The sequence below is a fragment of the Saccharomonospora piscinae genome (genome assembly GCF_005862235.1).
Lineage (GTDB): Bacteria > Actinomycetota > Actinomycetes > Mycobacteriales > Pseudonocardiaceae > Saccharomonospora > Saccharomonospora piscinae.
The window spans coordinates 465648-477846 of the sequence record NZ_VCEK01000003.1; the positions used below are offsets into that span (position 1 = coordinate 465648).

The window sequence follows — 12199 nt, forward strand, 5'->3', positions numbered from 1 at the left end:
CTCGGGCTGTGGGGTTTCGCTTCAGTCCTTGACCGGAGCGACGCGGCCTTCCTCCCACGCGCGCCTGCGCTCGGCCTGCAGCACCGGGTCGGCGACCGGTGCCGCCGAGAGCAGGCGCTTGGTGTAGTCCTGTTGCGGCGCGTGCAGCACCTGCTCCCGCGTGCCGACCTCGACGAGTTTGCCGCGCTGCATCACGGCGACCCGGTCGGCGAGCAGGTCGACCACCGCGAGGTCGTGGCTGATGAACAGGCAGGCGAACCGCAGGTGTTGTTGCAGGTCCAGGAACAGATCCAGCACGCGGGCCTGCACCGACACGTCCAGTGCCGACGTCGGCTCGTCGGCGATCAGCAGCTTCGGCTCCAACGCCAGCGCGCGGGCGATGGCGACGCGCTGCCGCTGCCCGCCGGAGAGCTCGTGCGGGTAACGGTTGCGGTAGTGGCCCGACAGCTGCACCTTGTCGAGCAGGTCGGTCACGCGGTCGGTGAGCTGCTTACCCGCCAGGATCTTGTGCAGCACCAGCGGCTCGGCGACGGACTCACCGATCGTCATCTTCGGGTCCAGAGTGGACGCCGGGTCCTGGAAGACGATGGAGAAGTAGCGGCGCAACGGCCGCAGCTTCTTGTACGACATCGAGGTGATGTCGCTGCCCGCGATCGACACGCTGCCCGAGGTGGGCTTCAGCAGGCGGATCGCGCACCGGCCCACCGTCGACTTGCCGGAACCCGACTCGCCGACGAGGCCCAGGATCTCGCCACGCTGGATCTCCAGCGACACGTTGTTGACCGCCTTGACCTTGCCCTGCTTGCCCCTGCCGGGGAACTCCAGCACGAGGTCCTTGATGGCCAGCGCGGGGGCGTTGTGGTCGAGCCGCGGCGCGAGTTCCTCGTGGGCCTTGCGCAGCGCCTCGTCGGTCTTCGACTCCTCGACGGTGGCGCGCGGCGAGTCCTCCAGCAGTCGCTGTCCCTCGGGCCGCTGCCCGAGCACGGGAACGGCCGCGAGCAGTCGCTTGGTGTAGTCCTGCCGCGGATTCTCGAACAGTTCGTGTACCGGCGCCTGCTCCACGATCTCGCCCTGATACATCACGACCACCCGGTCGGCCAGGTCGGCCACGACGCCCATGTCGTGTGTGATCAGCACGATCGCGGTGTTGAGCCGGTCCCGCAGTTCTCGCAGCAGCGCCAGAATCTCGGCCTGCACCGTGACATCGAGCGCCGTGGTGGGCTCGTCGGCGATGATGACCTTGGGGTCGCACGCGATCGCGATGGCGATGACCACCCGCTGCCGCAGACCGCCCGAGAGCTGGTGCGGGTACTGCTTGAATCGCTTGGCCGGGTCGGGAATGCCGACGAGTTCGAGCAGCTCCACGGCACGCGCGTCGGCGGCCTGCTTGGAGATGTCCTGGTGCGCCCTCAGTGCTTCCCGGACCTGCCAGCCGACGGTGTACATCGGGTTCAGGGCCGTCATGGGCTCCTGGAAGATCATGGCAACGTCGTTGCCGCGGTGCTTGCGCAGCTGCTTGGTCGTCATCCCGCTCAGGTCGGTGCCGCCGAGCGTGCGACCGCCATCGATCTTCGCGGTCTTGGGCAGCAGCCCCGGAACCGACATCGAGGTGACGGACTTGCCCGACCCGGACTCCCCGACGATCGCCAGAATCTCACCGGGCGCGACGTCGAATCCGATGCCCTTGACCGCTTCGACGACGCCGTCCTCGGTCGAGAAGGTGATCTTCAGATCCGAAATGGACAGCACGGATTCCGACGTGTCCGCCGAGTTCGGCGATGCTGCTTCTACGCTCACCAGAAGCCCTTCGTGAGGGAGTTTGGGGATGTCACGACGATGTGTGGTTGTGACTCGGCGCGAGGATAGTGGAGATGCGCCGGTGTGGGGACGGTACGAACGAACTAATCTTAAGTTGTGACCTCGGTAGATGGCCGCAGGGTGTTGTTCGTTCACGCACACCCCGACGACGAGAGCATCACGACGGGCGGCACCATTGCCCGCTACGCGGCCGAGGGGGCGGATGTCACAGTCGTGACCTGCACTCTCGGTGAGGAGGGTGAGATCATTCCGCCCGAGCTCGACCAGCTCGGCGCGTGGGCCGCCGACCAGCTCGGCGGCTACCGGATCGGCGAACTCGCGGCGGCGGGCACGGCCCTGGGCTGGTCCGGGCACCGTTTCCTGGGCGGGGCGGGCCGCTGGCGCGACTCGGGCATGGCCGGGGTGGCCGCCAACGACCATCCGCGTGCGCTCGTGCGCGGAGCGTTGTCCGAACAGGTGGATCAGTTGCTGACGGTGTTCGACGAAGTGCGCCCCGAGGTGGTCGTGACCTACGACGCCCACGGCGGCTACGGGCATCCCGACCACATCCGCGCTCACGAGATCGCGACGGCGGCGGTGCGGCGGGCTCCGGCCGTCCGCAGGCTGTTCCACACGGTCGCCTCGGCGCGGGCGACGGCACTGGGGCTCGCGGAGCTGCGCGAGCGGGAGATCCCGTTCCGGGTTCCCGACGACACCGAGTTGCCGGCCACACCGGACTCCGAGATCACCACGCGCGTGGACATCGGTGCGTACCGAGACGCGAAGTTCGCGGCGCTGGCCGCGCATCGCACTCAGGTGACGGTGGGGCCGGACTGCTTCGCGCTGTCGAACGACCTCGCCCAGCCCGTGAGCGACACCGAATACTACGTGCTCGTCCACGGCCAGGCGCCGGGCGCGGAGTCGGATCTGTTCGGGGGGTTGTGAACGTGGCGACCACGAGGTCCCCGCTGGCACCGCCGATCGAGGCCGTCGGAAGGCCGAAGCGGCTCGACTGGCCGATGCTGCTCCTGCTCGTCGTGGACGCCGTCCTGCTCGCGACGGTCGAGCTGTTCTACCTTCCGTTGCGGCTCGACGGGGTGGTGCTGCCGCAGGTGGGCGACGCGCCCTTTCCCCTCAGCGTGCTGGTGGCGGTGGTCACCACCCCGCTGCTGGTCCTGGCGGGGGAGCGGGTCGGCTCGCGCAGGCTCGGCATGGTTCCGCTGCTGGTGTGGCTGGTGACGTTGCTGGTGCTCGGGGTCCAGGGGCCCGGCGGCGACACCGTGCTGCTGGTGGACTGGCGGGCGCTCCTGCTGCTCGCCGGGGGCGCGCTGCCCGCCGCGGTGGTGCTGGGCGGCTCGCTCGCCAGGACGGCCGCGTCCGGGGCCGGGGGTCCGGTCACCGCCAGAACATGAACACGTACTGACCGACGGCCGCCGCGAACGAGTCGCCGCCCACCGCGGCGAACACGGAGTCGGTGAGCTGCCAGAGCACGGTGCTCACACCCGGGACGCCGATGATCAGCGCGAACAGGATCAACGGAGCCCACGGCCGCGCCTTCGCGCCGAACTCCCGCGCCTTCGGCGACAGGTACGGCTCGATCGCGCCGAAGCCGTCCAGGCCCGGGACCGGCAGAATGTTGATGACGAACGCGAGGATCTGTAGCGAGGCGAGGTACGACAGGCCCGCGAGCAGGCCCAGCGGCATCGACACGGTGGCCACGAGCGCGGTGAGCAGCACGCCGAGCGCGAGGTTGCTCAGCGGCCCCGCCAGCGAGACCCACGACGAGACCGACCTCGACCGCAGTGCCCAGCGGTTGATCCACACCGCGCCTCCGGGCAGCGGGATGCCGCCGACCGCGAGGATGATCAGTGGCAGCACCAGGGAGAGGACCGGGTCCGTGTAGCGGCGGATGTCCATCGAGAGGTAGCCCTTGGCCGCGACCTCGTGGTCGCCGCCCTTGTACGCGACGAGGGCGTGACCGAACTCGTGCAGGGTGAGCGACACGGCCCACCCGCCGATGACGAGCAGGAACATGCCGAGCGTGCCGAGTACGGGCCGATCGAGCAGCTCGTCCACCGACATCGTCGTGGTGAGCAGGCCGCCCGCGACGGTGATGCCGAGGAGCGCGTAGAAGAGCAGACTGGGGCGGACGACGGAGCGTTGCACGGGTCTCGGGTGTCCTCTCCGTTCACCCGAGGGGCGAACTTCGGCGAAACCGGTCACTGCGCTGTCGGCGTGTCCACTTGCGCACGCCGCCGCAAGTATCCCCCAACCTTGTTACTCCGCTTGACCCGGCCGCACTACACGGGTGTAATCACATTGATGTCATTTCGCTGTCTTAAAAGGGGGGCAGTGGGGGCATCCAGTACCGCCGGCCCTGGGAGTGCGTGAAAGCGAGGAGGCGGACGTGCGGCTGGAGATCAGTGGAACAGCAGGTTGGGGGAACGTCGTGGAGTGGGGTGGACACCCGGAGGAGGAGCTGGGTGTGCTCACCGACCTCCTCGACGTCACGGACGAACAGGATTGGCAGGAGCGCGCCCTGTGCTCGCAGACCGATCCAGAGGCGTTCTTCCCGGAGAAGGGGGGCTCGACCCGGGAGGCCAAGCGGATCTGCCAGGTCTGTGAGGTGAAGGACGACTGTCTGGAGTACGCGCTCGCGCACGACGAGCGCTTCGGTATCTGGGGCGGTCTGTCCGAGCGGGAGCGGCGGAAGTTGAAGAAGCGCGCCGTGTGACCCGCGCGCGGGTCACTCGTTGGAGTGAGCGTCCGCCGATCATCTCCGACGTGGAGAGCATGTGCCGTCCGCGCTCCTCCCCTCACCGGCCCGTGCCGTACCCGTCCTCGCCATCGTGGTGTGCCGCGCTGGACGCGGTGGGTCACCCTCGGTGATCAGGGCGTTGCGGCGCGGTTCGGTACGGCCCCGGCACGTGCTTGTGGTGACAGTGCCGCGCTCGGAGCCGCACTCGGAGCCGGAGGCGTCTCCCGGCGGTACGGACGACGCCGAGGGCTCCGACTGCTCCGACGGCTCCGAAGCGGTGGTCGCAGTCGCGGCCGGGACCGGTGACGCCGAGCTGGTGGCCCACGCGGTCCGGCACGCCCGGGCGCGCTGGGGCGATGTCGGCGACTGGCTGTGGCTGGTGCGCGACGACCGCGTGCCCGAGCCGGACTGTCTCGCGGCCCTGCTCAGGGTGGCCGGGCACGTCCCGTCGGCGACCGCCCTCGCACCCCGGCTCGGTACGGACTCGGATGCGGGCGCCCTGCTCGACGGCACGCTACTGGCCACGGCCACCTTCGACGCGGAGGGTGTCCCCGATCCGCAGCTCTGCGTTCCGGACGCGCGGATGCGGCGGTCCGCGTCCGCCTCGGGGGCGCATGAGGACACCGCGCCCGTGGCGTGGGTCGCGCCCGCCCTGCTGGGGGCCGCGCTCGCGGTGGTGGCACTCGTCGTCCACGCCGACCGACTGAGCCTTGACCTCGCCGGGGGCGCTCTGCTTCCCGTCGGCGACCTCGGTGCCGTCTGGGACGGCTACCTCGCCGCCTGGCACGGCGTCGCGGGCGGAACGGCGAGCGGCGCACCGGCGGCCCTGGCGGTGCTGGGTGTGCTGGGAGCGCCACTGGCGCCGCTCGGCGGTCCGCAGGCGCTGGTGGCATTGCTGCTCCTCTGCGGCGTGCCGTTGGCCGGGCTGTCGGCGTATGCGGCCGCCCGGCGCTTGAAGCCGCGGCGATGTCGCCGATGGTCCCGGGCCGCGCTCGCGGCGGCCTACGCCCTGCTCCCGCCGGCTACCGCCGCCGCGGCCCAGGGCCGGGTCGAGGTGGTGGTGGTCCACGTGCTGCTGCCCCTGCTGGTGGCCGGGATCGTCGCGGTGGCCCACGACGTGCCTCGCCCGCGCTGGCTGAGCATCAGCGCGGCCTGCGCGCTCGGAACGGCGGTGGGCGCATCGTTCGCCCCGCTCCTGCTGCTCGTGGTGCCCGCGGGCGCCGTCCTGCTCTTCCTCGTGGCGCCCCGCCCTGCCGCCGACCGTCCCCGTGCCAGAGCCGGGTCGCTCGCCGTCCTCGTCCTTGTGCCGCCCGCGCTGCTGCTGCCGTGGCTGCCCGCGCTGGTGCGCGGCCCCGCGCTCGTGCTGCACGGCGTCAACGGGCCTGCGACGGCCGAGCCGGGCGTCGTCGAACTGTTCGGGCTCGACCCGGGCGGGCCGGGAGCCGTTCCGGTGGGCGTCGTCGTGCTACTGGCCGCCGTGGTCGCGATGCTGATCCGGCCGTCGGCGCGCCTGCTGCTTCCGGGCGCGCTGGTGGCGCTGGGCATCGTCAGCACCGCCGTCGTGAACTGGGTGGAGGTGACCCCGGCGCGGGGCGGGGAGCCGATGCCCGGCTTCGCGGGGGTGCCGCTGCTGATCGTGGGTACGGGGCTGCTGTTGTGCGTGGGCCTGGCGATGTCGCCCACGTCCACGCCCACGTCCATGCCCATGCCCACGCCCTCCCTCCGCTCGGTGCCGGTGGCCCTGGGCCTGCTGGCGCTGCTGACCGGTGCGGTGTTCGCCGGGCAGGACGGCCCCCTGGGGCAGGCGCGGTTCCCGCTGCCGGGCGCGCTGCACGCGGAGCTGGCCGGCAGCGCGAGGGCGGTGCTCGTTCTCGGCGATCCGGATGTGGTGGGAGCCGCGCCCCGGCTGAGCACGGGACGGCCCCCGCGGTTCGGAGACGACGCGCTCGTCGCCACACCCGCCGCGGCCGCCCGGCTGGCCACGTGGCAGGAACAGCTCCGTTCCGGTTCGTCCGAGGCGGTCACCTCGGCGCTGACGTCGGCGGCGGCCTCGGGCGTCCTCGCGGTGGTGCTGCCCGAAGGTCACGACGGCCGTGAGCTCCGTGCGCGCGCCGGTGACCTCGTCGCCGAGGCTCCGCCCACCGGAGACGGGCGCGCGGTGCTACGGCTGACCCCGACCGCGGGAACGGCGACGCTGATCTCGTCGGAGCAGGCACGGCGGTCCGTGAGCGGCAGAACCCCCGACCCGGAGCTGATGACGCCACCGGCCGCGGTGGCGGTGGACGCGGCCCCGCCGGACATCGGCGTGCGGGTCTCCGAGGGGCCCGAAGGGCGGTTGCTGGTCATCGCGGCGGCGCACGAGCCGGGGTGGCGAGCCACGGTGGACGGGGAGCCCGCGCCGATCGTGCTCGCCTGGGATTCGCAGATAGCGGTCGCCGTGGGGCCGGAGACCGCCGAGGTGACGGTGGTGTTCGACCGGAACCGGCGCGACCTGCTGCTGCTCGGCCAGCTCGCGGTCGTGCTGTTCACCGTGCTGACGGCGGCGCCGTCGGTGCGGCGGGTGCGGGGGTCGTCAGCCGCCGTCGGCCGCCGTCAGCCACCGTCGATGATGTCCGGTTCCACACCCAGGTAGTTGGCCACCTGCTCCACGAGCACGTCGTGGACGAGTTCGGAAAGTTCGGTGGGCTCCTTGGCCCTGGCCTCCAGCGGGCGGCGGTAGAGCACGATCCGCGCCCGGGTGGGCAGCCCGTTGCGGTCGACGCCCGCGGGGACCAGGCGGGACAGCGGGACTCTCCCGTCGAGCAGGACACCGTCGACCTGCGCCGACGGGATCTCCATGCGGACCTCGGGAACCTCGTCCACCGCCACGTCGAGTTCGGTCAGGTCGTGGCGCCACCGGGCCTCGATGGGCTCCAGGGCGTCCAGCACGAGCGAATCGAACTTCTCCGCCCTGCTCGACGCGGCGGGGACCGTGGACGGGAACAGCGGCCCCCGCAGACCACGGCCGTGCCGATCACGGCGGAACCGCTGCCGCTGTCGCGAGTCTCTCGCCATAGCCACGTGAGGAAGCCTACGCCGCCGAGCCGTCAGCACGGTGTCGGTGTGTCGGCGGCACGCGATGCGACTCACAGGCTATGGTGAGCAACTGTGCGGAGCGTGCGAAAGTGTTCGCGGACGGGTTGCCTCGAACCCGCTGTCGCGACGCTGACCTACGCCTACAGCGACTCCACCGCGGTGGTCGGTCCGCTGGCCACGGCGTCGGAGCCCCATTCGTACGACCTCTGCGAGGCTCATGCCCTGCGGCTCACAGCGCCCAAGGGCTGGGAGGTCGTCCGGCACGAGGGTGAGTTCGCCGAACCGGAACCCTCCAGTGACGAGCTGACGGCCCTGGCCGAGGCCGTGCGCGAAGCCGGTCGCACCGACCGTCCCGCGCCCCCCACCGAATCCACGGACGAGCCCCGGACGGGGCAGGGCAGGCGGGGACACCTGCGAGTCCTGCCGGGCCGCACCTGACCGTCCGGACGTGTCGGTAGGCTTCCCTGCGGGTATCGAGGCTTGCGAGAGCCTACATCGGAGACGATCGGGGAGAGGCGTGTCAGACCTGTCGGCCATCGTGAAGGCCTACGACATCCGGGGAGTCGTCGGGGAGGAGCTGACCGAGGAGCTGGTCACCGACTTCGGTGCCGCCTTCGCCCTGCTCATCAAGCCCGACTCGCCGTCGGTGGTGATCGGCCACGACATGCGCGACTCCTCGCCCGGCCTCGCGAAGGCGTTCGCCAGGGGCGTGACCTCCCAGGGGCTCGACGTGGTGTCGATCGGCCTCGCCAGTACCGACGAGCTCTACTTCGCGTCGGGCTCGCTCAACATGCCGGGCGCCATGTTCACAGCCAGCCACAACCCCGCGCAGTACAACGGCATCAAGCTGTGCCGCGCGGGCGCCGCCCCGGTGGGCCAGGAGTCGGGGCTCGCCGAGATCAGGGACACGGTGGAGCACGGCGTTCCCGCGTTCGAGGGCCAGGCCGGGTCCGTCACCGAGCGGGACGTGCTGGCCGACTACGTCCGCCACCTGCACTCGCTGGTGGACCTCAGCGCCAGCCGCCCGTTGAAGATCGTGGTCGACGCGGGCAACGGGATGGGCGGGCTCACCGTGCCGCACGTGTTCGAGGGGCTGCCGTTCGAGATCGTGCCGCTGTACTTCGAACTCGACGGCACGTTCCCCAACCACGAGGCCAACCCGCTCGACCCCGCGAACATCGTCGACCTGCAGGCCAAGGTACGCGAGGTCGGCGCCGACATCGGACTGGCGTTCGACGGCGACGCGGACCGCTGCTTCGTCGTCGACGCCAACGGCGACCCGGTGCCACCCAGTGCCATCACCGCGCTGGTGGCGGTGCGGGAGCTGGCCAAAGAGCCGGGCGCCACTGTCATCCACAACCTCATCACGTCGAAGGCCGTCCCGGAGATCGTGGCCGAGCACGGTGGCACGCCGGTGCGCACGCGGGTGGGGCACTCCTTCATCAAGGAGACGATGGCTCAGACCGGCGCGATCTTCGGTGGTGAGCACTCCGCGCACTACTACTTCCGCGACTTCTGGCGTGCCGACACCGGCATGCTCGCCGCGCTGCACGTGCTGGCCGCGCTCGGTGAACAGGAAGGCCCGCTGTCCGCACTGACCGCCGACTACAGCCGCTACGTCGCCTCCGGCGAGATCAACTCGACGGTGGCCGACCAGGAGGGCCGCCTCGCCGCGGTCAGGGCCGCCTACGCGGGCCGGGAGGGCGTGGAGCTCGACGAACTCGACGGGCTCACGGTCGACCTGGGCAGCGCCGGCTGGTTCAATCTCCGTGCGTCCAACACGGAGCCGTTGCTCCGGCTCAACGTCGAGGCACCCGACGAGGCCGCGATGCGTGCACTGACCGACGACGTCCTCGCTCTGGTCCGCGCCTGATCGCCGGTCGGCAGGACGCCCCCGTACGTCGCTAGTGGTAAAGAGGAAGTATGGCCGTCACGCTCGATTCACAGTTGCTGGACATCCTCGCGTGCCCCGCGCCTGACCACGCCCCGCTGACTCCGGGGACGCCGGAGGACCCGGAGGCCGACGCGCTGACCTGCACGTCGTGCGGGCGGGTGTACGAGGTGCGTGACGGCATTCCCGTCCTACTGCTGGACGAGGCCGTCATCGCGGACGAGTCCGCGTCCTCCGACGTGCCTCCCGACGCCGAGAAGTCCACGTCCGATGGTGCTTGACGACAGCCTGCTCGACGACCCGGCGCGGCTGACCGAGGCCGACGGTGGCGGGCTGCTCAGAGCGGCCGCGATGGCGGGAGCCCAGGTCCGTGCCACCGCGGAGGTGGCGGAGGAACTGGAGCTGGGTGCCCGGCTCGACGGCAACCGGCCTCGCTCGTTCGTGATCGTGACCCGGCCCGGTGCGGGGCAGAGCGCCGCGCACCTGCTGTACTCCCTCGTGGCGCCCGCCGGGCCCGTGCCGGTCGTGACCAGCGACGTCGTGCCGGGTTGGGTGGGGGCGCTCGACGTGGTCTTCGCGCACACCGACGACCCCTACGACCAGGAACTCGCGCTGTCGCTGGAGCGGGCCGCCCGCTACGGCGCCGGTGTGGTCCTCTCCGCTCCGCCCGACGGGCCCGTCGCGTCGTCGGTGGCGGGCCGGGGCATCGTCCTGGCACCGCGCGTCCCCGTTCCACCGGAGCTGGTGCTGCCGAGGGCGCTCGCGGCGGGCCTGCTGACGGCCAACACCGTGGGGCTGGCGTCCGCGGACATCGCCGCTCTCGCCGACCGGCTGGACAACGAGGCCGAGCGGGGACACCCTGGCCACGAGTCGTTCGTGAACCCGGCCAAGTCACTGGCGTTGCGGATGGCCGATCACGTCCCGCTGCTGTGGGGGCTGGACCCGGTGGCTGTGGCGGTGGCACGCCACGGTGCGTTCGCGCTGGCCGCCCACGCCGCCGTGGTGGCCGACGCGGCGCCCTACCGGCAGGCGCTGGCGAGGCCCGCGCTGCGGCGAGCCGCCACGGAGGTGTCCGGTGATCACTCGATCTTCGCCGACCCGGAGGAGCGCACCGGCGACAACCCGGTGCGGGCCGTGCTGCTGGCCGTCGTCGCGGGCCAGGCGGCCGACCATGCCCGCCACCACGCGCAGGAGGCGTTGCCGTCGGCGGACCTGCTGGCACCCGCGGAGGAGATCTCGGCCGACGACGCCGGCCGCGCGGCCGTGCTCGCACTGCGGTTCGACCTCGCGGCTCTCTACCTCGGACTTGCCGCTGGAACGATCGGGGGAGCCGGCCGCGTCGCGCCCGCGACGGCGTAGCGCCAGCACACGAGGACAGGCCGGGCATCGGCCGGCGAGGAGTTGAGTTGACCGTGGAACTGCTGCGTAACGCAGTCCGGCCCTATGCGTGGGGCTCCAGGACCACGATCCCGGAACTGCTGGGGAGACCGGTCCCCGCGCCGCATCCCGAGGCGGAACTGTGGATGGGCGCGCATCCGGGCGACCCGTCGCGGGTCGTGGGCCAGGACGGCACCGAGCGCAGCCTCCTCGACCTGGTGGAGGGCGATCCGGTGGGTCAGCTCGGTCAGCGGTGCGCGCGCCGTTGGGGCGGGCGGTTGCCGTTCCTGCTGAAGATTCTCGCCGTCGAGGAGCCGCTGTCGATGCAGGCGCATCCGTCGGCGGAGCAGGCGGCGGAGGGCTGGGCGCGCGAGGAGGCGGCCGGTATCGCCAGGGACGCCCCCAACCGCAACTACCCGGACTCCACGGCCAAACCCGAGCTCGTGTGCGCGCTGACCGAGTTCCACGCGCTCGCCGGGTTCCGCGAGCCGAGGCACACGGTGCGACTGCTGCGGGCCCTCGACACGCCCGGCCTGACGAAGTACACGGAGCTGCTGGCGGGCCAGCCGGACCCGGACGGGCTGCGCACGCTGTTCACGACGTTGATCACCATGCCGCAGCCGACGCTGGACCAACTGCTGCCGGAGGTACTGGACGCCTGCGTGCGGCACATCAAGGAGCACGGTGAGTTCGACACGGAGTGCAGGACCGTGCTGGAGCTGGGGGAGGCGCATCCGCGCGATGCCGGTGTGCTGGCCGCGTTGTTGCTCAACCGGCTCACGCTGAGCGCGGGCGAGGCGCTCTACCTGCCCGCCGGAAACCTGCATCTCTACCTGCACGGCACGGCGGTGGAGATTCTCGCCAACTCCGACAACATCCTGCGGTGCGGGCTGACGCCGAAACACGTGGACGTTCCCGAACTGCTGCGGGTGGTCGACTTCGCCTGCGGTGACATGCCTGTGCTCGACGGTGAGTGGGCGAGCTCGCAGGGGCGGGTGGCGTTGTATCGCACCGACGCGCCCGAGTTCGAACTCTCCCGCGTCGAGTGGGCCGCCGACGACCGGGACGAGGTCTGGTTGGGGGCACCGGGCCCCGAGATCCTGCTGTGCACGGAGGGGGAGCTGCTGCTCTGCTCGGAGGACGGGTCGAAGGTGGAGTTGCGGCGCGGCGAGTCGGTGTGGTTGCCCGCCTGCGATCCCGCGGTGCGCGTGCGTCCCGTCGCCGGTCCCGCCCGGCTGTTCCGGGCCACCGCGGGCACCTGCGCGTGACCGATTTGTCCCGGTGCTGGTCAGTGGCGTCCG

The 12199-nt window shown here is 71.5% G+C and carries 12 protein-coding genes; 9 read left to right on the forward strand and 3 right to left on the reverse strand.

Annotated features, from left to right (window positions below):
- Positions 1-21: 21 nt before the first annotated feature.
- Positions 22-1797 carry an ABC transporter ATP-binding protein gene (locus FFT09_RS13335; RefSeq protein ID WP_081191457.1) on the reverse strand — a complete coding sequence of 592 codons (1776 nt, stop codon included), beginning with the start codon at positions 1795-1797 and terminating at the stop codon, positions 22-24.
- A gap of 141 nt (positions 1798-1938) precedes the next feature.
- On the opposite strand from FFT09_RS13335, the gene mshB reads away from it, so the two are divergent.
- Together mshB and FFT09_RS13345 are read left to right on the forward strand one after the other, a co-directional pair.
- Entirely contained in the window at positions 1939-2742 is an 804-nt protein-coding gene (gene mshB / locus FFT09_RS13340) for an N-acetyl-1-D-myo-inositol-2-amino-2-deoxy-alpha-D-glucopyranoside deacetylase (protein WP_081191456.1), read from the forward strand.
- A gap of 74 nt (positions 2743-2816) precedes the next feature.
- Positions 2817-3209, forward strand: coding sequence for a hypothetical protein (locus tag FFT09_RS13345; protein WP_051473296.1), 393 nt, complete (start codon positions 2817-2819; stop codon positions 3207-3209).
- Here the strand turns inward: FFT09_RS13345 and FFT09_RS13350 are convergent.
- Positions 3193-3963, reverse strand: coding sequence for a site-2 protease family protein (locus FFT09_RS13350; protein WP_024874870.1), 771 nt, complete (start codon positions 3961-3963; stop codon positions 3193-3195). The two genes, FFT09_RS13345 and FFT09_RS13350, sit on opposite strands and share 17 nt — an antisense overlap.
- Positions 3964-4204: 241 nt before the next feature.
- Between FFT09_RS13350 and FFT09_RS13355 the strand changes: the two genes are divergently transcribed.
- Both FFT09_RS13355 and FFT09_RS13360 read left to right on the forward strand, forming a co-directional pair.
- On the forward strand, positions 4205-4531 hold the full coding sequence (locus tag FFT09_RS13355) for a WhiB family transcriptional regulator (protein ID WP_024874869.1): 327 nt from the start codon (positions 4205-4207) through the stop codon (positions 4529-4531).
- 61 nt (positions 4532-4592) lie between these two features.
- A complete protein-coding gene (locus FFT09_RS13360; protein WP_138382889.1) occupies positions 4593-7187 on the forward strand; it encodes a hypothetical protein in 2595 nt (864 codons plus the stop codon).
- Here the strand turns inward: FFT09_RS13360 and FFT09_RS13365 are convergent.
- On the reverse strand, positions 7148-7609 hold the full coding sequence (locus tag FFT09_RS13365; protein WP_024874867.1) for a metallopeptidase family protein: 462 nt from the start codon (positions 7607-7609) through the stop codon (positions 7148-7150). The genes FFT09_RS13360 and FFT09_RS13365 overlap by 40 nt on opposite strands.
- A gap of 93 nt (positions 7610-7702) precedes the next feature.
- Between FFT09_RS13365 and FFT09_RS13370 the strand changes: the two genes are divergently transcribed.
- From FFT09_RS13370 to manA, 5 genes are all read left to right on the forward strand, one after another.
- A complete protein-coding gene (locus tag FFT09_RS13370) occupies positions 7703-8068 on the forward strand; it encodes a DUF3499 domain-containing protein (protein ID WP_081191454.1) in 366 nt (121 codons plus the stop codon).
- A gap of 79 nt (positions 8069-8147) precedes the next feature.
- Positions 8148-9503, forward strand: coding sequence for a phosphomannomutase/phosphoglucomutase (locus FFT09_RS13375; protein ID WP_081191453.1), 1356 nt, complete (start codon positions 8148-8150; stop codon positions 9501-9503).
- Positions 9504-9553: 50 nt separating this feature from the next.
- On the forward strand, positions 9554-9802 hold the full coding sequence (locus tag FFT09_RS13380; RefSeq protein ID WP_138382890.1) for a Trm112 family protein: 249 nt from the start codon (positions 9554-9556) through the stop codon (positions 9800-9802).
- Entirely contained in the window at positions 9792-10880 is a 1089-nt protein-coding gene (locus tag FFT09_RS13385; RefSeq protein WP_138382891.1) for an SIS domain-containing protein, read from the forward strand. The genes FFT09_RS13380 and FFT09_RS13385 overlap by 11 nt, the downstream gene beginning before the upstream one ends.
- A gap of 47 nt (positions 10881-10927) precedes the next feature.
- Complete coding sequence (manA, locus tag FFT09_RS13390; protein WP_024874862.1) at positions 10928-12166, forward strand: mannose-6-phosphate isomerase, class I; 1239 nt, start codon at positions 10928-10930, stop codon at positions 12164-12166.
- Positions 12167-12199: the final 33 nt, after the last annotated feature.